Source organism: Streptomyces sp. NPDC059256, assembly GCF_042753785.1.
In the GTDB taxonomy this organism is placed as follows: domain Bacteria; phylum Actinomycetota; class Actinomycetes; order Streptomycetales; family Streptomycetaceae; genus Streptomyces.
Genome location: NZ_JBHYZO010000018.1, coordinates 83,725 through 109,848 on the forward strand (window position 1 = coordinate 83,725; position 26,124 = coordinate 109,848).

Consider the following 26,124-nt stretch of genomic DNA (forward strand, 5'->3'; position numbering starts at 1 on the left):
GTCTGTCGACCGGGGAACGAGGGACCTGCATGAGTGCGGACGGGCGCGCCGACACGGTGCGAAGCAGGGTGTTCGGTGAGGTGGCGGAGTTGTACGACGTCGCCCGTCCCGGCTACTCGGATGCCCTGGTGCGGGACGTGCTGGCGTACGCCCGGCTGGGCGATCGCGCGGCGGTGGAGGTGGGAGCCGGTACCGGGAAGGCCACGGTCCCCTTCGCCGCGCACGGGATCCCGCTGATATGCGTCGAACCCGATCCGCGCATGGCCGAGGTGCTACGACGCAACACCGCCGGATACCCCGGGGTGGACATCGAGGTCTGTGGCTTCGAGGAGTGGCGGCCGGGTCCCCGGCGTTTCGGGCTGCTCTTCGCAGCCACGTGCTGGCACTGGATGGCACCGGATCGGCGTTGGGACCTGGTTCATTCGGCGCTGGAACCGGGTGGCGCGGTGGCGCTGTTCTGGAATCCGCTCGGTGTTGTGGACGGCGGGTTGCACACCGAACTCGCCGAGATCGACCGCCGTCACGGTGTCGTCGACTCACCGCACGGGCGGTTGGCCTCTTCGTTTGGTGATGAGCCCGGCAGCGGGGGCACCGACGACATCTGGCCCGAGGCCGAGTGCCTTCGGGACGGCCGTTTCACCGATGCGCGGTCGGTCCGCTTCCGTCAGGAGGTGCGCTTCGACACCGATCGCTATCTGGCACACCTCGCCTCGGTCTCCGCCTATCGCATCTTGCCCGCGGACCGTCGCGCACAAGCACTCGCCGACACGGCACATCTGTTGGACTCCCATGGCGGCGGAATCGACCTGCACCACCTGAGCGACCTCTTTCTTGCCCGAACCCGCTAGCGGCAGACCGGTGGACAACACCGTCTGCAACCAGCGGCATAAGGACCGACTGGCCGGCGGTAGCGGTGGCGAGCTGCCCGGATCTCGCCACCGCACCGCGCAAGGGGATCGCCGACGGAGCGCTCTCACCGAGCACCGCCGGGAATGCCTGAACCATCCTGGGTGGACGGCCTATAGTCGTCCGCGTGTCTAATCTCTCCCACCTCGCCGCGGTCCGGGATTCGTACGACACGGTCGCGCTCGACTACGTCGAGCAGGTCAGATCACCAGCGGAGCTCGATCCGCTGTCCCGCAGCATGTTGAACGCCTTCGCCGAGATCGTACGTACGGCCGGCCTCGGGCCCGTCGCCGATGTGGGGTGCGGGCCTGGCAAGGTCACGGCCTATCTGGCCGCGCAAGGGGTGTCCGCGTTCGGGTTGGACCTTTCGCCCACGATGGTCGCGCTGGCCCGTCGGGCCTACCCGGACCTGTGCTTCGCCGTCGGTTCCATGACGGCACTGGCGATCGGGGACGACGAACTCGGCGGTATCCTCGCCTACTACTCCACCCACCACACTCCACCGGCGTTGCTGCCGGTCGTGTTCGGCGAGTTCCATCGCACGCTCGCACCCGGTGGTCAGATCATGCTCGCCGGCCATGCGGGCGCCGGTGAGCACCTCCGTCCCACCGAGGCGTACGGCGGCCATCCGGTGTCCTTCGAGTGCTTTTTGCTGCCGCCGGACCGGATCGCCGAGCTTCTCGACCAGGCCGGGCTGATCGTCACCGCCCGCTTGGTGGAGGTATCCGACCGCGGTCCCGACAGGTCCATGGTCACCTTCCTCGCCCAGAAGCCCGTACTGCCGTGAGGTGCCGTCCCCTCTGAGGTCGGGCGTCTGATGATGGCGCCTCTTCCGACCTGGTCCGTTTGACGGCCGCCGAACGGACCGGGTTCCCGGAACTGAAGGGTCGCGCCTTCTTCCCGTACGGGACGACGCGGCCTGGAGGCGTCCGCCTAGGTGCTTCCCGCCGTGCGGGACGGTCGTCGCCCGAGTGGCGACCGTGCACGGTGAACCAGGCGCCCACCACGTCGCCTTCGGCCACCCTGCTCCGCACCCGTATGCCTGAGCCCGAACACCGTGTACCGCCGTACCGCAGGGGTTCCCGATCGACGAGTCCTCAGGGCCTCGCCGAGACATGGCGCACGGCCCTGGTTACGGCTGTCCCGCGGTGAGTGCGGCGACCGGACAGTGCCGTGCACGGGATCGCGAGGCCCGGCGACGGGTCTCAGCCATCCAGGAGGGCGCGGTCAGCCGCCGGCAACCGCATCCATCCGTGCCGCGCGTGGTGGGGCGCGGCTCGGACGGTCGGCCTCACGGCGTCCACCTCGGGTGTTCATCCGTTCCCCCGCCGACCTCGTCATGGGCGGCTCGTCATCACATCTGGCATTCGTGGGTGTTTTCTCTAGACGAGCCCCTATTTTCTGCCGTAACCTCACCGCAACGCGCACGGAATGTGCGCACTGCGCACATAGAGGTGTGGAACATGGCTGAGGCTCTAGAGAACTCCGGGCTCCTGAGGCATGTCCTGGTCGTGGAAGTCGGCGCCCGTACCGCCGTTGCGGCATGCGGGGGGCTCCTTGCACAGCTCGGAGCGGAGGTCGTGCTCGTCGAACCGACACGGCCGCGAACGGACCACAAGTGGACGGACAGAGCAGTGACGGCGGCCGGCAAGCGGAGCGTCGTCATAGACCACGGCACGCCCTCGGGCAGAAAGACCTACGCAGAGCTGATGCACGCCGCCGACATCGTTCTGCTCTCCAGCGATCTCGACGGCGATGCCGAACGGAATCGTCAGCGAACGACCGCCCTTCGCGAAGAAGCGGAATCTGCGGACGGTTCCCACCCGAGGCGCTCCAAGCGCCCCGAACGGCAGATCGTCTGCGACATCACAGCGTTCGGACACAGCGGCCCGCTCGCCGGAGTCAGCGGATCCGAGGCGCTGGTCGAGGCTGTCTCCGGGGTCGCCGAAACCACCGGGCGCCGAGACGGACTGCCCGTGCTCCTCGGTGCTCCACTCCTGGAGATGGAAGCGGCCGTCTACGCCGCTTCGGCAGCCATCGCAGCACTGCGCGCCCGACGCCTCAGTGGATTCGGGCAGCGCGTCGACATCGCACTGTACGACGTGGCGGTGAACGCCCTCGCCGCATTCCTTCCGCTGCCGTTCACCGGACGTGTCGCCACCCGCAACGGCAATCGGCACCCAACACTCTCCCCTTGGAACACCTACCCCGCCCACGACGGATGGGTGGTGATCTGCGCACCGACGGACGACCAGTGGGCCCGGTTGTGCACGGTGATGGGCCGTCCGGAACTGGTGCACGACGATCTGTTCGCGACCACGACCCGACGGATGGAGAACGTCGACGCCATCGATGAGGTGGTCGGTGCCTGGACCGCAGGACGCCCGGTCCAGGAGTGTGTCGACGCCCTCACCAGGGCGGTGGTTCCGAGCGGCCCGGTGGTTCCCGTGGATGAACTGGCGGACGAGCCGAATCTGCGGCACCGCTCGATGGTACGGACCGCAATCGAACCCGGGACCGGCCGACGGGTGTTGCTCCCCGGCTGTCCGGTGCGATGGGGGTCGGACGCCCCGCATCAGCGCATCCCGGCGCGCGATGCCGACCGCGAACAGGTCCTGAGCCGAGTGGTGAACCACGGGCGCAACGGCATACGCCCCCTTCCGGGAGCACCGGTTGCTGCACCGGTTCCTGCACCGGCTGCTGCACCGGGGTCAGGCCACCCAGGCGAGTCCGCCTCCCCCGAGACCTCACCTCCTGACACCCCACCGCCGACGAGACCGCTCGAAGGAATCCGGGTGGTCGAGATCGGAATGAACACGGTCGGTCCACTCGCGGGCAAGCAGCTGGGTGCGCTCGGTGCCGACGTCATCAAGGTGGAACCACCCCGTGGGGACTCCAACCGTCACAACGCCCCGCTGCGCCCGGACGGTCAGTCGTATGTGTTCGCCCTGCTCAACACGGACAAGAGGGGGCTGGTTCTCGACCTGCGCGAGGAGCACGACCGCAAGGTGTTGTGGGATCTGCTCGCCTCCGCGGACGTCCTCATCGAGAATCTCAAACCGGGCTCGCTGGAACGGCTCGGATTCGGGCCGGCACAGGTGAAGTCCACCCTGCCTCACCTCGTCTACTGCTCGATCAACGGCTTCGGCCACCACACCGTCTACCCCGGCCGCCCCGCACTGGACACCGTGGTGCAGGCCATGTCCGGCGTCATGAACACGACCCTCGTGGATGGGGTTCCCACCAAGGCGGGGATCTCGGTATCCGACCAGCTCGGCGGCCTGTTCGGGCTGCTCGGTGTGTTGGCAGCCGTCGAACAGCGCGAGACACACGGGGGGCCCGGCGCCACCCTGGACCTGGCCATGCAGGACGGCTCCGCATGGGCGACACACCGCAACTGGAACGGCACACCCGCCCCGCAGGCAGCCATCGTGGCCGGTTCGACCGGCCCTGTCCTCGCCGAGAACGGCGGACACACTCCGGTCGCAACGGTCGACGAAGTGCTGGCCCAGGAGCAGACCTTTGCCCGCGGCCTGATCGTGGAACGCCCGACGTCCGACGGTGACCGCTGGACCGTACTCGGGCCGCCGTTCCGGTTGGAGTCCACACCCACCGACGTCCACAGCGTGATGCCCAGGCTCGGTTTCCCCGATCCCGGTCTCACCGTCGAGTTCGGTGCCCGGGGCGACACCGCACCGACCGCACTCGTGTCAAGGGAGCGCTGACCATGCCCGACTTCGATCGACTCGCCACACTGCGGGACGACATCGCCATCGTGGGCGTCGGCGAGACCGACTATCCCGGTGACTACGCCCTGGCCCGCCGCGGGGAGCGCCACCACGACGCGTACGGATACGCCGCCACCGCGTTCCGCAGGGCGCTCGACGACTGCGGACTGACCCGCGACGACATCGACGGACTGGTCGCCGGACCGGCCACCGCGAGCGAACGGCTCGGCGAGGTGCTCGGCATGGATGTGCGCTGGGCCGACCAGGCGGACGCGGTCCAAGCCGTCCTGAAGGCCGCCCTCGCCATCCACACGGGTGTGGCGGAGTGCGTGGCCCTGGTCTACGGCAACGACCAGCGCACCGCCGGTACCGCGTACGGCGGCCACAACGCCATGGGCGGGGAGCGCCACCTCGCGTACACCTACTACGCGCCCTGGGGCCTGACCTCGCAAGGAGCGCTCTATGCGCTGCTCGCCAACCGCTACCAGGCCGTCACCGGGCTCACCGCGCGGGAACTGGGCCAGGTGGCCGTCGCACAACGCGCCTTCGCACGGCTCAATCCGAACGCCGTGATGCGCGGCCCACTGGACATCGACGACTATCTGTCCGCCCGGTACATCTGCGAACCACTACGGCTGTTCGACTACTGCCTGATCAACGACGGTGGTGTGGCCCTGATCGTGACGACTGCCGAACGGGCACGCCGGCTCGGCCGCCCCGCGGTGCTGCTGAGCGGCATCGGGCGCGCCGACCACAACCGGGACGCAACGAGCCTGCGGCCACGTCTGGTCGACTTCTACCGCCCGGCGCAGCGCAAGGCCGCGGAGCAGGTCTATGCCATGGCGGGAGTGGGTCCATCCGATGTGGACGTCCTCCAGGTGTACGACAGCTTCAGTGTGCACGTGCCACTCGCCCTGGAGGGATTCGGCTTCTGCGCGGAGGGGGACGCGGGGAGCCTGCTCGCCGACGGCGGTCTGGGGCCGGGCGGCCGACTGCCGGTGAACACCGCGGGCGGGCATCTCTCCGGCAGCTATATGCAGGGCTGGGGCCACCAGGCCGAATGCGTACGCCAACTGCGCGGGGAGGCCGGTGAGCGACAGATCCCGCAGGCCAGGACCGCCCAGTACATCTCCGATGTCGCGGGCAAGGTGACCTCGCTGATCTATCGGGCCCATCGAGGGGTTGACGCATGAACCAGACACCGAGGCCGGCACCCCCTTCGGGCCGCTACGACGCTCCGTACTGGAGGTACGCGGCAGCGGGCGAGTTGCGGTTGCAGCGGTGCGGCGGATGCGGGCAGTTCCGCTATCCACCGGGACCGGTCTGTCCCGATTGCCTGGCGGAGGAGGCTTCCTGGGAACGTCTCTCCGGTACCGGCACGCTGCTGGCCTGGACGGTGTTCCACCGGCAGTACTTCCCTTGGATTCCGGCCCCCTATCTCGTGGGCGCGGTCCGTACGACGGAGGGTCCGATCCTCATCGGCAACCTGGTCGGCATCGACGCGACCGGGCTGGTCCACGACATGCCCCTGCGGGCCGTCTTCGAATCCGTCACACCCACCGACACCAGCCCTCCCGTCACAGCGGCCACAGCGGTCGCGGAGGCCCCCGACCAATCCCCCGACGGAACATGGCGCCTGTGCCAATGGACTCCGTCGCCCACCCATCCACACCACGAGGAGCAGGCATGAACGCAGTCAGCGCACCGGAGTCCATCACCCTTGACGGCATCTCGCGCGGACGTGACTTCGCCGTACGCGACCGGGTCGTCGTCATCACCGGCGGTGGCCAGGGCATAGGCCGCGAGTACGCACGGGAGTTCGCCGCGGCAGGGGCCATCACGGTGATCGCGGAGATCAACGGGGACTCCGCCCGCAAGGTCGCCGCGGAGATAGCCCGTGCAGGTGGCACAGCCCTGGCGGTGGAGACCGATGTCTCCGATCCCGAATCCGTGGAGGCGCTCGTCGAGTCGGTCGTCCGGGAGTACGGACGCGTCGACGTACTGATCAACAACGCGGCCATCTTCTCCAGTCTCGCGATGCGCCCGTTCGATGAGATTCCCCTCGACGAGTGGGACGCGGTCCTCGGTGTCAATGTGACCGGTGCCTTCCTCTGTGCACGTGCCGTGGCCCCGCACATGCGGCAGGCGGGCTGGGGACGGATCGTGAACATCGTCTCGGGCGCGGTGCCCCTGGGGGTCAAGAACTACCTCCACTACGTGACGTCGAAGGCCGCCCTCGTCGGTATGACCAACTCCCTCGCCAGGGAGTTGGGCAGCCACGGCATCACGGTCAACGCAGTACAGCCCGGTGGGACATTCACCGAGGTGCCGCGCGAGACGGTCACCGAGGAGGGCAAGGCACGGCTCATCGCCGCCCAGTGCATCCAGCGCGAGGAAGTGCCGATGGACCTCGTCGGTCTGGTGCTGTTCCTGAGCACCCCCGCAGCCGCGTTCATCACCGGACAGACCATCGCCTGCGACGGCGGCCTCACCCACACCTGACCCGGCCGGCGCACCCCGAACACCCGATCCCGGAGGATCTCCCATGACGTCCCTGCCCCAACCCCCTCACCACGAACTCTGGCTCGGCGGCGCCGACCGCCCCGCCGCGTCCGGCGCCGTGTTCGAACGGTTCAGTCCCTTCGACGGCACCCTCGCCGGTGTCTTCGCGGACGGTGACGAAGCGGATGCCGCCCGAGCCGTGGGCCTCGCCCGTGCCGCCTTCGACAACGGCCCCTGGCCCACCGCTCCCGCCCGCGTCCGCTTCCAGGTACTGAGCGCAACAGCCAGGCTGCTGACCGAACACTCCGCCGCGGTGGCCGAGCGCATGGTCCTGGAATCCGGCAAGCCCGTCACCCTCGCACTCGGTGAAGTGGCCGCCGCCGCACGGTGTCTGGACTACTACGCGGGGCTCGCCCTGTCAGCCGAGGGTTCGGCGGTCAGCGATCGCAATCCGGATGCGCTCGGACTCGTCCTGCGCGAACCGGTCGGTGTCGCAGCGCTCATCACGGCCTGGAACTTCCCACTGCTCGGTGTGGTGTGCAAGCTGGCTCCGGCACTGGCCGCCGGCTGCACCGTCGTCGCCAAGCCCTCGCACCTCTGCCCCGGGCCCGCGCTGCTCCTCGCCCGATTCCTCACCGAGGCGGGACTGCCCGACGGGGTCTTCAACGTCGTCACCTCGCAACGGGAGCGCGGTGCGGTCGTGGGCCGGCACTTCTCCGCATCACCGAAGATCGACAAGATCGCCTTCACCGGTTCGACCGCCAGCGGTCGGGACGTGATGCGGTCAGCGGCCGTCAACACCAAGCGGGTCGCACTCGAACTCGGGGGCAAGTCGGCGAACATCGTGTTCCCCGATGCACCCTTCGAGGACGCGGCACTGACCGCGCTCACCGCCTTCACCTTCAACAGCGGCCAGCAGTGCTCGGCCGGCAGCAGACTGCTGCTGCACCGCGACATCCACGACGAGTTCCTCGCGGCGCTCACCCAACACGCCCGCGCCCAGGTGCTCGGCGATCCGCGGGACCCCGCGACCACCATGGGTCCGCTGGTGAGTGAACAGCAGCGTGAGCGCGTACTCGGCTACATCGACCTCGGACGCTCCGAGGCCCGTCTCGTCACCGGTGGCGGAGCTCCCAGCGACCCGGCCCTCAAGCAGGGGCACTTCGTGGAACCGACCGTGTTCGACCAGGTGGACAACTCCTCGCGCCTCGCGCAGGAGGAGGTCTTCGGACCGGTCCTCGCGGTGATCCCGTTCGAGACCGAGGAGGAAGCCGTCGCGCTCGCCAACGACAGCGCCTACGGACTCGCAGGAGGCGTCTGGACGCGCTCCTTGGACACGGCGATCCGGGTGGCGAAGGGCATCCGCACCGGCAAGGTCTTCGTGAACAGCTACAACACGGCGGGCATCGACGACATGCCGCACGGGGGCTACAAGGACAGCGGCACCGGCCGCGAGTTCGGACACATCGGTCTGGAGGAGTTCCAGGAGCTCAAGACCGTCCAGATCCTGCTGCGATGAGGAGGGTACGCAGATGAACATCGCACACTGGCTCGCCGCCACGGCCCTGCGCACCCCCGGAGCCCCGGCCCTGCTCACCGGGGAACGCGTGGATTCCGACTACGCGGCGTTCGCGGCCTCCTCGGCGTCGGTGGGGGCCTGGCTGGCCGCCGAGCACGGTGTCGCTCCCGGTGACCGGGTGGCGCTTCACCTCACCAACTCGGCCCGGTACCTGGAGTGTCTGTACGGCATCTGGTGGTGCGGCGCGGTGGCGGTACCCGTGAACCGCAAACTCACCGCAGGGGAGAGAGCGGCCGTCATCGAGGACGCGGGCGCCACCCTCGTCTTCACCGACGCCAAGGCCACCGGTGGCGAAACGGACCCTTCCGAGGCGACGGACCGCGCGAACCGGCCGAACGCGGTCCCGGTGGACGACGCCCCCTGGCGCGAGGTACGAGGACCGCGCGAACCGGCCGAACGCGGTCCCGGAGATCTCGCCTGGTTGTTCTACACCTCAGGCACCACAGGTCGCCCCAAAGGCGTCATGCTCACCCACGGCAATCTGCTGGCCATGGCCCTGTGTCAGATCGCGGACGTCGATCCGATCGGGCCGGGCGAGGCGGTGCTGTACGCGGCCCCGCTGTCCCACGGCGCCGGCCTGTCCGGGCTGGTCCACGTCCGTGCGGGCTCGCGCCATGTCTTCCCGGCCACCGGACGGTTCGACGCGGACGAGGTGCTCACACTGGCCGAGCGGGTGGGCCGGATGTCCCTCTTCGCCGCACCCACCATGGTCCGACGGCTGGTCAAGGCCGCCCGACAGCGGGGCACGGACGGCAGGGGGATCAAGACCGTGATCTACGGCGGTGGGCCCATGTACCTGGCCGACATCCAGGACGCGGTCTCGGTCCTCGGACAGCGCTTCGTCCAGATCTACGGCCAGGGCGAATCGCCCATGACCATCACGACCCTGTCCAGAGCCGACCACCAGGACACCGAACACCCCCGGCACACAGCGCGGCTGGCCGGGGTGGGCACCGCGCACAGCGCCGTCCGCGTACGGGTCTGCGACCGCGAGGGCAGACCGCTGCCACCCGGCCGCATCGGTGAGATCGAGGTCATGGGAGCCACGGTCATGGCCGGCTACTGGCGCGATCCCGAGGCCACGGCGGCGGCGCTACGCGACGGCTGGCTGCGCACCGGGGACCTCGGAGTCTTCGACGAGGACGGATATCTCACCCTGGCCGGCCGGTCCAAGGAACTGATCGTCTCCGGTGGCACCAACATCCACCCTCGCGAGGTCGAGGAAGCGCTGGTCAGCCATCCCGGCGTCGCCGAGGCCGCCGTCGTCGGCGTCCCGGACCCCGAGTGGGGCGAGCTCGTCGTCGCGTTCGTCGTACCGACCGGCCCTGAACACACCGACACAACAGCCCTGGACGCGCACTGCCGCGGCCTGATCGCCCGCTTCAAACGCCCCCGCCGCTACCACCTGGTCCCCGAACTGCCCAAGAACGCCTACGGCAAGGTCGACAAGAAGGCGCTGCACACGACCGCCACCACGCCGTGACCTCCCTCCCACCCCGCATCACACCGACACCGGAGAAGGCCATGCCCCAGAACCCGCACGACGACCCCAACACCCCCAACGGCCCTGGTGACCCCGGCTACGAGGACATCGTCTACGAAGAGAAGGACCATGTCGCAACGATCACCTTCAACCGCCCGGCGAAACTGAACGCCTTCCGCGGACAGACCTATGCCGAGGTGGCGGACGCCCTCCAACGCGCCGGTTGGAACCGTGACATCGGCGTCATCGTGCTCACCGGCGCCGGGGACCGTGCCTTCGCCGTCGGTGGGGACTCCACGGAGAAGAAGTCCGACCGGGTCGGACGGGGGCGAGGCATCCTCGGGGTGCCGGTGGAAGAGGTGCAGAGCGCTATCAGGGACGTGCCCAAGCCCGTCATCGCCAAGGTGCGCGGCTACGCGATCGGCAGCGGCAATGTGCTCGTCACCCTGTGCGACCTCGCAATAGCCGCCGAGAACGCCGTGTTCGGGCAGGCCGGGCCGAAGATGGGCTCGGTCGACCCGGGCTTCGGAACCGCGTTGTTGGCCAGGACCATCGGGGAGAAGAAGGCCCGCGAGATGTGGTTCACCTGCCGAAAGTACCCGGCCGCCGAGGCGCTGCGGATGGGGCTCATCAACCAGGTCGTGCCCAATGATGAACTCGACGACGAAGTCGACCGGTGGTGCCGCGAGATCAATGCGCTCAGCCCCACGGCCCTCGCCATCGCCAAACGCTCCTTCAACGCCGACAGCGAGAGCATCAGGGGCATCGGTCACCTCGGTTTCCAGGCCCTCGCCCTGTACTTCGGTACGGACGAGTCCAAGGAGGGTGGCGAGGCGCTGCGCGCCAAGCGCACCCCGGACTTCCGCGGGGCGATGGGATGACTGCCCTCACCCCACCGCGCCGAGGGGATCCCGCCGCGGCCCCGGCCCGGCCAGGTAGCCCACGGCGGACGACGATCCAACACCACACCGCGGATCCCGTACGCATCGCGTTCCTCGACGACGACCACGTACTGACCCTGGTCCAAAGGCTGCTCACCGCCCGTACCGCGTCCGACTGGGAGGCGGTGGCCGACTTTTTCGCACCGGACCTCCCCGATCTGGCCGCCGTACGGGCGTTGCGCGCAAAGCTCAGCCCGCACGGTGGTGTCGCCCTCACCTCCCGTCCCGACGAGGCCACCGTCCTCGTACTGCGTCGCGGAACCGCGGACCGCGGCGTCATCGAAGCGGCTCCCCGGTTGCGGTTGGTGCAACGGTTGGGCGCACGCTCCACCGCGATCGATCTCGAAGCAGCCCGCGAGCACGGGATCGAGGTGTCGTGTCTGCCCAGGCCCAGCCTGGTGCGCACGGCCGAGCACGCCCTGCTGCTGATGCTCGCCCTGGTCAAACGGCTCCCCGCGGCAGACCGCTCCGTACGGGCGGGCAGCGGGTGTCCGGGCCGGGACGTCACCTACAACTGGGCCGGGCTGACCGGGCTCGGGGGGTTGGAAGGCCGCACCCTGGGCATCGTCGGTCTGGGCGAGGTCGGTTCACTCGTCGCCGAACGGGCCCGCGCCTTCGGGATGCGACTGCTCTACACCGGGCGCACCCGGCGCTCCACGGCGCAGGAACGAGAGCTCGGGGTCGACTACCGCTCGCTGCCCGATCTCCTGGCCGAATCCCATGTCGTCTCCCTCCACGTACCCGGGGCAGGTCGCGGGGCGCCGCTGCTGGGACCGGCCGAGTTCGCCGCGATGCGTCCGGGCGCACTGCTCGTCAACACCGGTCGCGGTCGGCTCATCGATGAACGCGCCCTCTACGAGGCACTGGTCGAAGGGCGGCTCGGCGGGGCGGGTCTGGATGTCCACCGGGTGGAGCCCCGTCCGCGCACCGACCCGCTGTGCGCGCTCGACAATGTCGTGCTGACCCCCCACATAGCCGGCGGATCCCGGCTGGGAGTGCTCGACGAGGTGACACAGATCTTCGAGAACGTACGCGCGGTACTCGCGGGTGGTGTGCCCGTGCACGGCCGGGTGGTGGGCACATCATGACGCCGTCGGACCGTACCCGTGGCACCGCCCGGTTGGAGCCCGCACGCATCACCGCGCTCGACGACATCGACTTCACGAAGGTCGTACGGCCCGGAGACACCGTTCTCTGGACGCAGGGAGCCGGTGAGCCGCTGCCGCTCATCGAAAAGCTGCTCGCCCAGCGCCATGCGATCGGTGGGTTCGACGTCGTGTTCGGCGGGGCGGGGTTCACTGATGTGGTCCGTCCCGAGCACGCCGATGCGATCTCCTTCACCGGTCTGGGTGCGGTGGGTGGCCAGCGGGCGCTGTGCCGTGCCGGGGTGATGGAGGTGCTGCCCATCCATCTGTCGGAGCTGTCTCGGCTCATCACCTCGCGGACGCTCCGGATCGATGTCGTACTCGCCCAGGTCAGCGAGGGTCCGGGGGGTGAGCTGAGCCTCTCGGCGGCCGGTGGCTGCGCGGCAGCGGCTGTCTCCGTGGCGCGTACGGTGATCGCCGAGGTCAATGAACAGGCACCGTGGACCTTCTCCCGGCACACCTTCGATGCGGGACTCATCGACCTCGCGGTGCGCACCTCGCGCCGCCTGGTGGAGATTCCCGGTCGCCCTCCATCCGCAGTGGATTCGGCGATCGCCGCCCAGGTGGCGGGCCTCGTCCCCGACGGGGCCACCCTGCAACTCGGGATCGGCGCGGTGCCGGCAGCCGTTGCCGGTCTGCTCACCGGCCATCGGGAACTGGGGCTGCACAGCGGAGTGATCGGCGATGCGGTGGTGGATCTCATCGAGTCCGGGGCCGTCACCAACACCGCCAAACCCGTGGACCGCGGGGTGAGCGTGACCGGTGGCCTGCTGGGCACCCGGCGACTCTTCGACTTCGCACACCGCAACGACGGGCTGCGGGTGGACCCGGTCGATCACACTCATGCACCGGACGTCCTGCGCCGGCTGCCCCGTTTCACCGCGATCAACTCCGCGCTCGAAGTGGATCTCAGCGGGCAGGTGTCCGCCGAGGTCGCCGGCTCGGCCTACGTGGGCACGATCGGCGGTCAGGTGGACTTCGTCCGAGGCGCACTCGCCTCCCCCGGTGGCCGTTCGATCATCGCCCTCCCCTCCCGCACCACGTCCGGAAAGACCAGAATCGTTCCACGGCTCTCCTCCGGAATCGTGACCACCGGTCGAGCGGACGCCGACGCGATCGTGACCGAGTACGGCGTCGCTGAACTCCGCGGAACGTCCATCAGCGAACGGGTGCGGCGCATGATCCGGATCGCACACCCCGACGATCGAGAGTCGTTGCACCGACTGGCGTACGACCAGGTCGCCGGCGTACGGAAGGGATGAGTGAGGGATGAGACTGCACGTCCTCGACGGAGGCACCATCGAGATCCTGGACTGGGCTCTGTTCCAGCCTGACGCGGGGCAGGGGGTACGGCGCACCCTCGCCGACTCCTGCTACCTCGTCGTCCATCCGCGCGGCACCCTGGTGTGGGACGCGGGGCTGCCCGACGCCTTGGCCGAGGAACCTGAGGGGCACCGAGTCGGGGACATCGCGGTGTTCCATGTGAAAGGTTCGCTGGAACGCCAACTCGCCGAGGCCGGATGCCCGGCCGACACGATCGACTTCCTGGCACTGTCACACTTCCACCCCGACCACGTCGGCAACGCCTCACTGTTCTCCCGTGCAACCCTGCTGGTCCAACGGGACGAGTACGCAGCTGCTTTCGGTGCCTCGCCCGGTGACCACGGCTTCGACCCGGGCACCTACGCCTCGCTGCGGGAACGGGCCGTGATCCCCCTGGACGGCGACCACGATGTGTTCGGTGACGGATCGGTCGTGATCCTGCGCCTGCCCGGACACACCGTCGGCAGCCAGTCACTGCTGGTGCGGCTGCCGGACACCGGACCCGTGCTCATCTCGGGCGACCTCGCCCACAGTCTGGAGAACTGGACGCGACGCGTGGTCCCCGGCTTCAACGCAAGTGTCGACGAGTCCCGGCGCAGCATGAACCGCGCAGCCGAGGTGCTCGCCGAAGAGGACGCCGTCCTCTGGGTGCAGCACGACCACGCACAGCAATCGACACTGCGCCGTTCCCCACACCACTACACCTGAATCGGAGATCCTCGTGAACACTGACACCCTGGGCGTCGCGGTGGTCGGCGCCGGCGCCGACCACTGGAGCAGCGCCGCACACCTCCCCGCGATCGCCGCACTGGACGACCTGCGGCTGGAGCGGTTGGTGACGTCCTCGCCCGAGTCCGCATCGGCCGCCGCCGAGCGGTGGGGCGTGCCCGCGACACACGAACTCGATCCCGTTCTGGTCGACGACGCGGTGGACATCGTGGCCGTCACCGTCCGGGTGCCCCGGCATGCGGAGATCGTCAGGGCCGCCATCGCCGCGGGCAAGCACGTCTACTGCGAGTGGCCGCTCGCCACCGGTTCGGACCAGGCCCGCGAACTGGCGGAGCTCTCGGCCGCCCACCCGGAACAAGTCCATGTCACCGGCCTCCAGGGGCGCTACTCGCCGCAGCTGAGGACGGCCGCCGCGCTGCTGGCGTCCGGGCGCATCGGCAGACCTCTGTCGGCGAATCTGCGACTGCACCTGCCGCACGGTCTGCTGCCGCGGCCCGCGCACCGGGCGCATCTGCGTCACCGGTCGGTGGGCGCCAACGTGCTCACCATCCAGGCCGGGCACGCACTCGACATGCTCGGGGTGGTTCTCGGCCGGCCTCGGGTGGACAGTGCGCGGCTCTGGTCGGCGGTGCCCGAGTTCCTCGTGGACACGGGGGAACGGCTGCCCCGGGACGCACCGGACACTCTCGTCACGGTCCTCGACCATGCGGGGGTCATCACCGTGGCCCATGTCTCGCAGACCGGACCGCGCGAGACCTTCGCCGTGGAGATCCTGGGCACGGAGGGGTCGTTGACCCTCACGGGAACGAGTCAGCCACAGTTCGGCGGACTGTCCCTCACCGTGACCCCGCTCGGTGGGGCTCCGAGTGCGGAGATCGCGCCGCACGCCGATCTGGTGCATCCGTCGCCGCTGCCCGCCTCGCACCCCGGCCACAACGTCGCCTCCGCGTACGCGGCACTGGGCGCAGCGGTACGCGACGGACGGCGCGACCCGCTGCTGCCGGACTTCCGGGCCGCCGTCGACCTGCATGAACTGCTCGACGAGATCGAGCGAGCGGCTGCGGAGAAGCGTTGACACCCCCTGCGTTAGTACTGATACTGAGGCACTTTTACGCACGCGGTAGGCGCAATGCGCTCAAGGAGTTATTGATTCCACCCTGATCCGCCTCGCAAAACTATACGGACGGTGCATATGAACCCGATCCTGGAATTCCACGACGTATCGAAGGTCTTCTTCAAGGGCAGCCAGCAGATACACGCGCTGTCCCAGGTCACCGCGGAGGTCGGCGACGGGGAGCTGCTCGCCATCGTCGGTCCCAGCGGCTGCGGCAAATCCACCCTCCTCAACCTCGCCGCGGGACTGATGAAACCCGGCACCGGACGGCTGCTGTACCGCGGCGACCCCCTCACCGGAGTCAACACCGAGGTCGCCTACATCACCCAGAAGGACAATCTGCTCCCCTGGCGCACGGTCGAGGACAACATCGCCCTCCCCCTCAGCCTCGGTGGACGGGCCCGCCTCACCAAGCAGGAGCGGCAGGAACGGATCGCGCGCCAGATCGAGCTGGTCGGACTGACCGGATTCGAGAAGCACTACCCCAGCGAACTCTCCGGCGGCATGCGCAAACGGGCCCAACTGGCCCGCTCCCTGGTCTACGAGCCCGACGTCCTCCTCATGGACGAGCCGTTCGGAGCACTCGACGCCCAGCTGAAGTTGGTGCTTCAGGCGGAGCTGCTGCGTACCTGGGAAGGCACCGGCAAGACGCTCGTGTTCGTCACCCACGACCTCACCGAGGCCATATCGCTCGCCGACCGGGTGATCGTGATGTCCGCCCGGCCCGGCCGGATCAAAGCCGTCGAACGCATCGACCTGCCCCGACCGCGGGACCCCTTCAGCATTCGATTCGAACCCGGCTTCGGGGAGTACTTCGACCGTCTGTGGGCGGCGCTCCGCGAGGACATCCATCAGGGAAGCGAGGCATAGGCCATGACCGAAACGACCCTCAGTTCCACCGGCGGCAAGCGCATCGGCACTGCGGACCCGGTCGACGAGGTCTTCCTCGTCGACCCGAGCATCCGTGAGCGGCGCAGAAGGACCCTCATCGTCACCGTCTCCCGGGTGGCGCTCACCCTGCTGGCCCTCGGCTCCTGGGAGTTGGCATCGGGTCGGTTGGTGTCGGAGTTCTGGATCAGCAGCCCGGGCGCCGTGTGGTCGGCACTGGTCGACTTCGCCGGGGAGGGACAACTCCTGCCCGCCGTCTGGGCCACGCTGGTGGAGACCGCACTCGGCTTCGTCGCCGGAGCCGCCGCCGGGATCGCCGTCGGGCTGCTCTTCGGCGTCAGCTCGCTGGTGGCCCGCACTCTCGATCCCTTCCTGGTGGCGTTCAACTCCATCCCGCGTGTCGCGCTCATCCCGCTGTTCATCCTCTGGTTCGGCATCGGCCTGGAGACCAAGGTGCTCTTCGCGGCCACCCTGGTGTTCTTCCCGGTCTTCATGAACACCTTCGCCGGAGCGCGTGACGTCGACCGCGATCTGATCGACGTGATCCGGGTGATGGGCGCCTCCCGGTTCGATGCGGTACGACAGGTCCTCATCCCATCGGCCCTCGTCTGGGTCTTCGCCGGACTGCGGATGTCGGTGCCGTTCGCCCTCATCGGCGCCGTGGTCGCGGAGATGTTCACCTCCAACGAGGGTCTCGGCTACCTCATCTCGGTCACCGCCAACCAGTACGACACCGCAGGATCGTTCGCCGCGCTGCTGGTGACCACCGTGCTCGGCCTCGCCCTCACCGGGGCGGTGGGGCTGCTGGAACGCCGCACCTTGCGCTGGCGCCCCGCCACCGCCTGAGCAGCACCACTCGCTCCCGAACCGCCACCGCCCGACCGCTGCCCCTTGCTCCGAGCTGCCCCTTGCTCCCGGACTGCCACCGGAACCCCGGCGCCCCGCGCCGACGTCGGCCGCCATCGCACCCCCTCGTGTACGAAAGGTCATCTCATGCTGCCCAGACGCACCACCACACGCTCCGCACTCCCCAGCCCTTCCCGCCGCACGGTCCTCAGCTGGGCGGCCGGAGCAGCCACCGTGCCGCTCCTTGCCTCGTGCGCGAAGCCACCGGCTCCCGCCGGTGCCGGCTCCGGCACGGTGGAACTCGTGCACGCCGCCAAGGACTCCTTGTTGCTGTGGTCGGTGAGCTACCTCGCCGAGGACGACGGGTACTACAAGAAGGAGGGGCTCACCGTGAAGCGGGTACCCCTCGGTGGCGGCCCGGCCGCGATGACGGGACTGCTCTCGGGGGAGGGCCACGCCAACCTCTCGGCGCCGGGTGAACTCCTGTCCGCGGTCGCCAAGGGACGGCGGCTCAAGGTCCTCCTCGCCCACACCAACACCATGCCGTCGATCCTCGTGCTCAGCAAGAAGTTCGCCGAGCGCGTCGGCGTCACCGCGGACAGCCCGCTCGCCGAGCGCCGGGCGGCCATCGGCAAGGTCCGCAACGGACGCTTCGGCATCACCGCACCCGGCAGCATCACCGACGGCTTCACCAGACTCGCACTCAGACAAGCCGGGCTCGACCCGGCGAAGGACGCCAGGATCGTCCCCCTCCAGACCGCCGCCAACTCCCTGGCCGCACTGGCGAACGGGCAGATCGACGGATTCGTCGGGGTCCCGCCCGCCGCGGAGAAGGCCGTCCTCGAATTCGGCGCCGTGCAGTTGCTGGTCAACCAGACCGGTGAGATCGAGGGCGCCGATCGCGTCCAGGGCATGACGCTCCAGGCCCGCACCGAGGACGTCGAGGCCAACCCCGATCTGTACCGCGCGCTGGTCCGTGCCGACGTCAAGGCCATGCGCGCCCTCATAGACAACCCCGAGGAAGCGGGCAAGCTGCTCCGCAAGACACGGTTCAGCCAGTTGGAAGAACCCATCTGGGAGTACGCGTGGAAGCTCGTCCAGCTCTCCTGGCGGTCCCCGATCGTCCCCCGCGACTCGCTGGCCGCCTGGTTCGACAACCGACTCGTCGCCGACACCGACGGCAGGGCGTTCGCCTACGACGAAGTCCTCGACATGCGGTTCGCGGAGGAGGCACTCAAGTCGACCGGCTGGAAACCGGTGGACCAGACATGACAAGGTTGACAGCGCAATACGCATAGTGTTGACGTATTGCGCACAGCATCATCGCATTCCGCACATTGCTCCGACCCGGACATCACCTTGCCGTGGAGGCCCCGTGACAACGAAGCAGACCCTGGCCACCGGTGCCCCCGAAGTCCCCGAGGCACCGGTGGCCAGGCGGTCAGTGGTCCAGTCGGTGACCCGGGCCTTCGACCTGCTCAACCTCCTGCGGGACAGCACGGCGCCGATGTCCGTTCAGGAGATCGCCCGCAGCGCCGGCCTGGACCGCACCGTGGTCCACCGGCTGCTGCGCTCCCTGCTCCCCCAAGGCATGGTGGTCGAAGAGCGCGGCCTCTTCGGGGTCGGCCCGGCCTCCATCCTGCTGGCGAACCGCTATCTCGACGATCTCCTGGTGCGCAGACTGGCTTTGCCGTACATGGTCGAACTCCAGGCAAACGACATCGCCGATCAGCCCTGGACGGCGAACCTGTCCGTTGCCGTCGGCGATGTGTCCGCAGTGATCGAGCGGATCTGGACTCCCAGTACGCCCCTCGATCTCGTGCTCAGCGTGGGTGACACGTTCCCCATCGACAGCACGGCGACCGGCCGTAGCATTCTGGCCTACTACGAGCCGGACCGACTGGTCGACACGGTCGGAGCGGAGCGGGCCGCCGAGTTGGCCGACACCTTCGCCAGCGTTCGTGCGGCAGGAGGCGTCGGCCTGTCTCGGGGGGAGGCCGTGCCCGGTGTCGAGGCGGTCGCCGCAGTGATCCTCTCCCGCCGCCAGGCACCGGTTGCGGCCATCAGCGTGTCCGGGGTCGACCTCGGTGACCAGATGGACTCCGTCTCCCCCCTGGCCCAGACCCTGCGCCGCGCCGCAGCCTCGATCGGACAGATGATCGCCTGAAGTCTGTCTGGCGGGCGCCCGGAGACGCCCGCTCGACGGAGCAAGGCCGCCCGGAACATCCAGAGTGCGGCCGGGCGGCCTGCGGTTCGTTCGCCTACCAGGTGTGCGCGACGTCCACGATCAGCTTGTCGCCGGACTGGAGGACGCGGAACGGAAGTTTGGCGCGCACGCCCAGGCCCACCTGGGTCTGCCCTTCGAAACTCGCACCGAACTTGGTGTCCTTGAAGGTCCGGTAGCCGGTGATGTTCACCCCGGGCAGCGGCTGACCGCCCCTACCCGGATAGACGACACTGCCGGTCTCCGGGTCGTAGCTCGGGGCGTTCACATAGATCTGCAGGATGGCGCCACCCTTGACAGGGATCTGGGTGCCGGTGCCGTCCTGGTGGAAGGCGTTCACATAGCTGACGTGGTAGCCGACCTGGCCGGTGGCACCGGTTATGTCGAAGACCATGCGGTCGTAGCACGTGTGCTGACCGGTCCGAATGTTCTTCAGCGTCTCGACGACAGAGGAGGTCGCTGATTCTGTGCCACTTCCCCAAGGCGTGGAACACACCGTCGCCGAGGGGGTCTTGCCCGACTGACCCGTCACAGCACCCGCCGTTCCGGTCGTCCCCATGAGTGCGGCACCCGCCAGCACGAGGACCGTGCCAACCGTTCCTAACTGTCGCATGATCTGCCTCCGTTACGTAGAACTCGAACTGTCCGCGGCCGGGGTACCCCTCCGCACCCTTCACCCTTCCACCACAAGGGCTCGGCGACATCCGCACACGTACTCAACTGTCGAACATGTATCTACCGCATGTGTGCCCGACGCCTTCCGTGTCGCCGCAGGTCCGCCGTGGACATCCTGCGCCAACGGGAGACACTCCGCGGCGAAGGATCGGCGAATCGTTCCCCTACCGCCCTGCGCGGCGTCGATCCGGCACCGGCCGACAGTCTTCCACCCCCGTCGGACTACGGTGACCGCATGGACTCAGAGGCCCGACTGTTCCCGCCCCGCCCCATCCGATCGGTCCGGGCCGTGTACGCGCGCCAGCGAAGCTGTCCCTCGGATTTCGCGGAGGTCACCGTGGACTTCGAGCCCTGGGAGGACGGCGTCGTGTTTGAGGTATCCGCACATCTGGACACCCGGGGATTCGTCAACGCGGAGGATCGATCCGCCTATCACACTGCACTTGACACCGGTATCCGCGAAGAGTTGGCGGAGTTGGCGCCGGGAACCACTGCGGCGGTCGCGGTCGTGCTGCGCGCGATGCGTGTCCACGAAGTGGATTCCCACCCGGGAGCCTTTCGCGCGGTCGGACGCGTCGCGGTACGGAACGCCCTCGCCCTGGCCTATGGACCGCACCCACGCCCCGAGCATCGCCGGGCATGACATGCCCCGGCGACCAGGGGATCCGCCCGGGCCCACCCACCTGCCCGGTGACCGCAGCCTGCGGGCGACGCTCGCGGAACTGGCCTCCGCGCACTGACCTCCGGGGCTCTCCCCAGGGCCTGCACGGCGGACGGCCGGCCCCGCGTCAGCACACATGCCCGGTCGCGCCGTGACGAGACCGAACGCTCGCTCATCCGCCAACCCGTTCCCGCACCGCCGCTCGACGCCCATCCCAAGTTGGACCTACCGAACGCTCGGGCAGCAGCAGGGCTGCGCCCGCTCCACAGCGACGAGCACTTCGACCAACTCGTGGATGACGCGCTCGTCCTCAGCCAGCACAAGATCCGGCCCGGACGGTAGGACCGTTCCGTACCCCGCACCAGGAGTGGCCGACTCCACTTTCCTCGCACAACACCCGCCCGTTGTGTCATCACCACGCCGCCCGCGCGGAGTTCGCCGACGGCGGCACTCATCGTGGCTGGTCATCAGCTGTTTCCAGAGGACCGAGTGCTGCCCGTTCGGTCGACCGGCAGATGTGAATGCACTGTTGGGTCGAGTTGTCACCGGGTCGTTTGGGCGGGCGGTGTTGTTTCGGCCGAGGTATTGCGCGCCAGGAGTGGATCCCACCTGCGAACACGCAGGTGGACGACTACTCAGAACGACCGGAAATAAACTTAACCCACTGAACCACTCTTGTCGGGGGCCTAGGCAACTGTGACCATTCGAACGCACGCACTGCGGAGGCCGACACGAGGGACAGACCCGGTCGGCCCACCCGTTGGTTCAGTCCGACGAGCGACTAACTAGGAGTGCTTTCCATATGATCAGATCGAGACTTCGCACGCTTCTGCTCGGTAGCGGTTCAGCGGCTGTGATGCTGGCCGCCGCGCTGGTCCCGACGACCGCGTCGGCCTCGACACCCCCCACCGAGCGATCCGCCGCTGACAGCCGCGGATCCATCACCCAGGCCGCAAGCGGGGCCCTCGCAGGATTCTGGTCCTGCTCCATCCCGCCCGGCTACACCTACAGCGACACGCAGAGCACACTGAGCTGTGGCGGCACCGGCTTCCAGACCCAGTACTTCGTCCAGCCGCCCTCGGACAGTCTCTGGGCGTGCACGATCCCTTCGGGTTACACCTACAGCAGTGTGCAGAACTCTCTCGACTGCTCCGTCAGCGGTTTCCGGGCCAAGTACTTCCTGCGGACTCCCAGCACGGGCCTGTGGGCATGCACCATTCCGTCCGGCTTCACCTACACGAACACCCAGAGCACACTCGACTGCTCCGTCAGCGGCTTCCGCACCAAGTACTTCCTCAGGGCCTACTGACAGGCCGTCCGGACCGCACCCCAGCAGTCAAGGGAGCCCCGTCCCGGCTGGTGACAACAGCGTGCGCAAGGACACCCAGGGAATGATCTCCGCGTGGTGCGGCAACCGCGCGGGGGCGTAGCTGCCTCCTCGGCCAGACCCCGGCCGACTGCAGCCGGTGCCGGCAAGAACTCAGCGCCCCGCACCGTCCCAGCGATTTCGGGTCCCGTACGGCCCTCTCCCCAACACATGGCAAGACCGCATGGCAAAGATCGCGCGTGTGTCGCCCCACCGTTCCTCAAGAGGTGGGGCGACACACGCGCGACATCTGCCCGCCCCGGTGGTCAGGGATCGACTGACGAGAACACCGTCACCGGACCCACAGCACCACGCGAGGCGGGCGTGGTCACAACGACTTCCCCACGGCTCGTCCACGGCATCGCGCCCGGGGACAGCGCATGCGCCGACTCCAATCCGGTCGCTCCAATCCGGTCGCTCCGATTGGGTCGCCACGGCTTGGGCGCGCACAAGACCGAAAATGGTACTCCGATCGCGGTTGATTTCCCGTACCCCGCAGGCCGTATCCGACTCGGCACATGGGACTAGGACCATCGTCCCGGCCAATAGGGATGCGCTGGGGATGGACCTCTTTGATATTCTCGGCATCGAGTTCACTGGCCAGACATTCCCCCACGGGGACAGAGAATTCAGCATTAATTCACCGTGCTCGAAATTCATCTGCTGAATTCATCACCATGTCGCGACCATCCGCTTTTCCCACGGATGGCAATGGCCGGCCCAGGAAAGGATGCTGCTCATGCCGTACGCCGACCACCCCGACGGCTCCATCCACTACGAGGTGGAGGGAAGCGGCCCCGGTCTCGTTCTCGTGCACGGCGTCGGCGGCAGCGCCGACGGAGCCTTCGGCACGGTCGTCAAGGCCCTCGCCCGCGACCGTACCGTCGTCCGCCCCAACCTCAGTGGGAGTGGCGAGACCACCGACGGCGGCGGGCCGCTGACCCTCGACCGGCTCGCCGAGCAAACTGTCAGTGCCATCGACGACTCCGTGGGTGGACCGGTGGACCTGCTCGGGTTCTCCCTCGGTGGTGCGGTCGCCGCGACGGTTGCCGCCAACCGCCCCGACCTCGTCAACAGGCTCGTCCTGGCCGGCTCCTGGGCGTACCCCGATCCGCGCCATCAGTTCTACTTCGAGACCTGGGCGACGTTGCTGACCACGGACCTGGACCTGTTCCGACGGTTCACCACCCTGACCGGATTCAGTCCTGCCGCGGTGAACAGTTGGGGCCACGAAGGCTTGAACGCCTCGCTCGACAATCACGCCTGGCCCGAGCCGGGAATCTCCCGGCAGATCGAAGTGGCCCTCCGGAGCGACATCCGAGAAATTCTCCCGAAGATCACCGCACCCACTTCCGTCATCGGTTTCGCACAGGACGAGATGGTTCCCATCGAGGGCTCGCGACAATTGCATTCCGGTATTCCCGGCAGCACCCTCACGGAGATCGAAGGACAGGGCCACATGGACTGGATCGGCAATCCGGACCAGATGATCGAGCTGATACGCAAGATCCTCGGCTGAGAGCGATCGGGGGCCGAGCGAAGAAGACGACAGGCGCGAACCGCGAAAGGTGAACCTCCGAAGGTGTGAACCTCCGAAGGTGTGAACCTCCGAAGGCGAGGAGGACATCACCACCCCGGGTCAGTGCGCTGTGACCGCGGCACGGACCGCGGGAATGACCTCGTCGGCGAACCGTCGTGCGGTGTCGAGGTCCGCCTCCCCCGCGGCGTTGGCCACCTGCGTGTTGAACCCGCCCGCGCCGTGCTCCAGGACCGCACCGGTGAGCTCCTCGATCCACTGGCGAGTGGATCCGCCTTGCCAACGCCCCTCGGCGCCCCGGGTGGCGGGTAGGTCGTGGTCCACGAGCGCACCGCCGAAGTTGAAGTAGGAGATGACATCGGAGGGATGCCGGCCCGCCTCTTGCGCCGCGCGGTCGACCAGCGGGCGGGATGTGCGATACCGCTCGGAGAGCCAGTCCGCACCAAAACTCGGGATCCAGCCGTCCGTGAGTCGTCCGGTGATCGCCAGCGCTCGGGGGCCGTTCGCTCCGGTCCAGATCTTGGGTGTGGGCACGGGGGCGGGCATCGCCTTGGTGACCTGGTAGAAGCGCCCGTCGAAAGTGACCGGCGCAGCACCGCCCCCGGTGAGCTTCCCGATGAGCGTGATGGCTTCTTCGAAGGCGGTGACCGCATCACCCGGGCTCAACCGTTGGACGCCGAACTGCGCGATGCGGTCCCAGATCCCCCCGGAGCCCAATCCGAGGACGAACCGCCCGCCGGAGAGGGCACTGAGCGCTGCAACGGTCCTGGCCAGCACGGGTGCGGGGCGCAGCGGTAGATTGGTGACCCCCACATATCCGCCGATCCGGCGGGTGTGCCCGAGTGCGTAGCCGAGCGCCGCATACGCCTCGTGCCGATCTCCGGCGTAGGGATGGTCCATGACGGAGAAGAGGTCGTACCCCGACTCGTCCGCCATCCGAAGTCTCTTCGTCAGTTCCTCCGAAAGGGGGAGGGGTGTGTTGAGGTCGAGACCGAAGTACGGGGGCTGTCCCAGCACCATGGTTCCACTCCTTGTCATCTCCTTGTCGTCCGGGACGCCCGAGTGCGTCGGGGACGCCCGAGTGCCCGCCACCCTTCCTCTGTGGTGCGGAACGCGGGGCCGTGTCCGGCGGGTCTCGCCATGCGTCAGCCGTTGTCACGGACTGCGGTGACATCGGCCCGCGCTCACATCAGGGCAGGGCGGCGGGGTGAGGTTGCACCACACTCACCACATGACCACACGGGAGCGCGCCTTGCCATCGTCGGGAGCTCGCCGCTCCCCCATGGGCGATGAACGCTTCGGCACGCGGTCAGCGACGGGCCTGCCGGTCGGTGGACGGCCCCCGCAGTCACACGTCCCATGGAACCGGCCGTCCGCTCCGCAGGAGGCAGACCGGGCAGTGTGCCCGTCAAGAGCGCCCGGGATCGGGGCGGCCTTCACATCATCGATGTCTCGGGCGACGGGCGAAATCCAGCTCGCCGCGAGACGTCCGCGCGCAGCCCCCGGAGCCACCACTGACCCACGCGCGGTGTGGGACCACCACACGCCAGGACGCCTCGGTCTGCGTCAGCTGTCGCCGTGATCCCGCCGGTGCGCGGCGTAAGTGGTAGGCACATCAGCGGAACTTGGGCGAGGCTTCTCGCCATGACAGAGTTGACCTACACCGCTTCCGATGGAATCCCCTTGTACGCCGTGTCCCTCGGTGCCGGCGCAAGCACCGTCGTTCTGCTGCACGGCGGCGGCCCGGACCACCACAGCCTGCTGCCTCTCGCCGAACGACTCCTTGATCGACATACGGTCGTACTACCGGACCTGCGCGGATACGGCCGCTCCAGGTGTACCGACCCGTTGCGCCACACCTGGGACCAGTACACGTCGGACGCCATTGCCCTGCTCGACCATCTGGGCATCGACCGGGCGGCGGTCGGCGGCACCGGCCTGGGGTCCACGATCACCCTGCGCGCCGCGCTCGCCCACCCGGATCGGGTCCGCGCGGGCATCCTGATCGGGGTGGAGGACATCGAGGACGATGCCGCCAAGGAGGCGGAGACCGCCTTCCTGGACGCCTTCGCCGAACGTGCCTCCACCGAGGGCTTGGAGGCCGCCTGGGCCCCGATCCTGGATATGTTCCCACCGATCGTCGGTGCGGCGGTACGAGATGCGATACCCCGGTCCGATCCGGCGAGCATCGCCGCTGCAGCCGCCATCGGCCGCGACCGCTCCTTCCGCGATGTGACGGAGCTACGCGAGGTGCGTTCCCCCGTCCTCGTCATCCCCGGCACCGACGTACGACACCCCACTGCCCTGGCCGAGCAGGTCGCTCGCACGCTCCCACGCGGCCACCTCGCACCGGTGAGCGTCTCCCAGTCCCTGCACACCACGGAGGACCTCGCCCGGGAAGTGGCCCCGCACGTGCAGGACTTCCTCGACCGTTTCGCTCCCGGGGGGACGGTCTGATGCTGGCGTTCAGCGCCTGC

24 protein-coding genes are annotated in these 26,124 nt (G+C 68.5%); 22 read left to right on the forward strand and 2 right to left on the reverse strand.

The window, feature by feature from the left end:
• Nucleotides 1–29: 29 nt before the first annotated feature.
• From ACFXJL_RS27480 to ACFXJL_RS27560, 17 genes are all read left to right on the forward strand, one after another.
• Nucleotides 30–848 carry a class I SAM-dependent methyltransferase gene (locus ACFXJL_RS27480; RefSeq protein ID WP_384696761.1) on the forward strand — a complete coding sequence of 273 codons (819 nt, stop codon included), beginning with the start codon at nt 30–32 and terminating at the stop codon, nt 846–848.
• Nucleotides 849–1,033: 185 nt separating this feature from the next.
• Entirely contained in the window at nt 1,034–1,693 is a 660-nt protein-coding gene (locus ACFXJL_RS27485) for a class I SAM-dependent methyltransferase (RefSeq protein ID WP_384696764.1), read from the forward strand.
• A 676-nt stretch (nt 1,694–2,369) separates the two neighbouring features.
• The gene (locus ACFXJL_RS27490) at nt 2,370–4,631 is read left to right on the forward strand and encodes a CoA transferase (RefSeq protein ID WP_384696768.1); all 2,262 of its coding nucleotides are present in this window, start codon (nt 2,370–2,372) and stop codon (nt 4,629–4,631) included.
• Between the two features lie 2 nt (nt 4,632–4,633).
• Nucleotides 4,634–5,827 (forward strand): thiolase family protein, encoded by a 1,194-nt coding sequence (locus ACFXJL_RS27495; protein WP_384641323.1) that lies wholly within the window; start codon nt 4,634–4,636, stop codon nt 5,825–5,827.
• On the forward strand, nt 5,824–6,324 hold the full coding sequence (locus ACFXJL_RS27500) for a Zn-ribbon domain-containing OB-fold protein (RefSeq protein WP_384696772.1): 501 nt from the start codon (nt 5,824–5,826) through the stop codon (nt 6,322–6,324). Before ACFXJL_RS27495 ends, ACFXJL_RS27500 begins: the two co-directional genes overlap by 4 nt.
• A complete protein-coding gene (locus ACFXJL_RS27505; protein ID WP_358878128.1) occupies nt 6,321–7,136 on the forward strand; it encodes an SDR family oxidoreductase in 816 nt (271 codons plus the stop codon). The genes ACFXJL_RS27500 and ACFXJL_RS27505 overlap by 4 nt, the downstream gene beginning before the upstream one ends.
• A 43-nt stretch (nt 7,137–7,179) precedes the next feature.
• Nucleotides 7,180–8,655, forward strand: a complete 1,476-nt coding sequence (locus ACFXJL_RS27510; RefSeq protein ID WP_384696776.1) for an aldehyde dehydrogenase family protein — start codon at nt 7,180–7,182, stop codon at nt 8,653–8,655.
• A 13-nt stretch (nt 8,656–8,668) separates the two neighbouring features.
• Nucleotides 8,669–10,198, forward strand: a complete 1,530-nt coding sequence (locus ACFXJL_RS27515) for a class I adenylate-forming enzyme family protein (protein ID WP_384696779.1) — start codon at nt 8,669–8,671, stop codon at nt 10,196–10,198.
• A 41-nt stretch (nt 10,199–10,239) separates the two neighbouring features.
• Nucleotides 10,240–11,079 carry an enoyl-CoA hydratase-related protein gene (locus ACFXJL_RS27520; protein WP_384696782.1) on the forward strand — a complete coding sequence of 280 codons (840 nt, stop codon included), beginning with the start codon at nt 10,240–10,242 and terminating at the stop codon, nt 11,077–11,079.
• Nucleotides 11,076–12,227 carry a 2-hydroxyacid dehydrogenase gene (locus ACFXJL_RS27525; RefSeq protein ID WP_384696785.1) on the forward strand — a complete coding sequence of 384 codons (1,152 nt, stop codon included), beginning with the start codon at nt 11,076–11,078 and terminating at the stop codon, nt 12,225–12,227. The genes ACFXJL_RS27520 and ACFXJL_RS27525 overlap by 4 nt, the downstream gene beginning before the upstream one ends.
• The gene (locus ACFXJL_RS27530; RefSeq protein ID WP_358878133.1) at nt 12,224–13,546 is read left to right on the forward strand and encodes an acetyl-CoA hydrolase/transferase C-terminal domain-containing protein; all 1,323 of its coding nucleotides are present in this window, start codon (nt 12,224–12,226) and stop codon (nt 13,544–13,546) included. The genes ACFXJL_RS27525 and ACFXJL_RS27530 overlap by 4 nt, the downstream gene beginning before the upstream one ends.
• Before the next feature lie 7 nt (nt 13,547–13,553).
• Nucleotides 13,554–14,315: an N-acyl homoserine lactonase family protein gene (locus tag ACFXJL_RS27535; protein ID WP_384696788.1), complete on the forward strand. Its 762-nt coding sequence runs from the start codon at nt 13,554–13,556 to the stop codon at nt 14,313–14,315.
• 13 nt (nt 14,316–14,328) lie between these two features.
• Nucleotides 14,329–15,411, forward strand: coding sequence for a Gfo/Idh/MocA family protein (locus ACFXJL_RS27540; protein WP_384696791.1), 1,083 nt, complete (start codon nt 14,329–14,331; stop codon nt 15,409–15,411).
• Nucleotides 15,412–15,528: 117 nt separating this feature from the next.
• Nucleotides 15,529–16,320 (forward strand): ABC transporter ATP-binding protein, encoded by a 792-nt coding sequence (locus ACFXJL_RS27545; RefSeq protein WP_384696794.1) that lies wholly within the window; start codon nt 15,529–15,531, stop codon nt 16,318–16,320.
• A 3-nt stretch (nt 16,321–16,323) separates the two neighbouring features.
• Nucleotides 16,324–17,184: an ABC transporter permease gene (locus ACFXJL_RS27550; RefSeq protein ID WP_358878138.1), complete on the forward strand. Its 861-nt coding sequence runs from the start codon at nt 16,324–16,326 to the stop codon at nt 17,182–17,184.
• Nucleotides 17,185–17,331: 147 nt separating this feature from the next.
• On the forward strand, nt 17,332–18,456 hold the full coding sequence (locus ACFXJL_RS27555) for an ABC transporter substrate-binding protein (RefSeq protein WP_358878139.1): 1,125 nt from the start codon (nt 17,332–17,334) through the stop codon (nt 18,454–18,456).
• A 103-nt stretch (nt 18,457–18,559) separates the two neighbouring features.
• Nucleotides 18,560–19,351, forward strand: coding sequence for a helix-turn-helix domain-containing protein (locus ACFXJL_RS27560; RefSeq protein WP_358878140.1), 792 nt, complete (start codon nt 18,560–18,562; stop codon nt 19,349–19,351).
• Between the two features lie 94 nt (nt 19,352–19,445).
• Here the strand turns inward: ACFXJL_RS27560 and ACFXJL_RS27565 are convergent, their stop codons facing one another.
• Nucleotides 19,446–20,021, reverse strand: a complete 576-nt coding sequence (locus tag ACFXJL_RS27565; RefSeq protein WP_384641356.1) for a hypothetical protein — start codon at nt 20,019–20,021, stop codon at nt 19,446–19,448.
• Nucleotides 20,022–20,318: 297 nt separating this feature from the next.
• On the opposite strand from ACFXJL_RS27565, the gene ACFXJL_RS27570 reads away from it, so the two are divergent.
• The 4 genes from ACFXJL_RS27570 to ACFXJL_RS27585 all read left to right on the forward strand — a co-directional run bounded on the left by ACFXJL_RS27570 (nt 20,319) and on the right by ACFXJL_RS27585 (nt 23,629).
• The gene (locus ACFXJL_RS27570) at nt 20,319–20,726 is read left to right on the forward strand and encodes a hypothetical protein (RefSeq protein ID WP_384641359.1); all 408 of its coding nucleotides are present in this window, start codon (nt 20,319–20,321) and stop codon (nt 20,724–20,726) included.
• Nucleotides 20,727–20,963: 237 nt separating this feature from the next.
• Nucleotides 20,964–21,086, forward strand: a complete 123-nt coding sequence (locus ACFXJL_RS27575; RefSeq protein ID WP_384696799.1) for a hypothetical protein — start codon at nt 20,964–20,966, stop codon at nt 21,084–21,086.
• A gap of 460 nt (nt 21,087–21,546) precedes the next feature.
• Nucleotides 21,547–22,053: a hypothetical protein gene (locus tag ACFXJL_RS27580; protein WP_358878144.1), complete on the forward strand. Its 507-nt coding sequence runs from the start codon at nt 21,547–21,549 to the stop codon at nt 22,051–22,053.
• A gap of 796 nt (nt 22,054–22,849) precedes the next feature.
• Nucleotides 22,850–23,629, forward strand: a complete 780-nt coding sequence (locus ACFXJL_RS27585) for an alpha/beta fold hydrolase (protein WP_384696803.1) — start codon at nt 22,850–22,852, stop codon at nt 23,627–23,629.
• A gap of 120 nt (nt 23,630–23,749) precedes the next feature.
• On the opposite strand, the gene ACFXJL_RS27590 is transcribed toward ACFXJL_RS27585, so the two are convergent.
• Entirely contained in the window at nt 23,750–24,667 is a 918-nt protein-coding gene (locus ACFXJL_RS27590) for an LLM class flavin-dependent oxidoreductase (protein WP_384696806.1), read from the reverse strand.
• 624 nt (nt 24,668–25,291) lie between these two features.
• On the opposite strand from ACFXJL_RS27590, the gene ACFXJL_RS27595 reads away from it, so the two are divergent.
• Entirely contained in the window at nt 25,292–26,104 is an 813-nt protein-coding gene (locus ACFXJL_RS27595) for an alpha/beta fold hydrolase (RefSeq protein WP_384696809.1), read from the forward strand.
• Nucleotides 26,105–26,124: the final 20 nt, after the last annotated feature.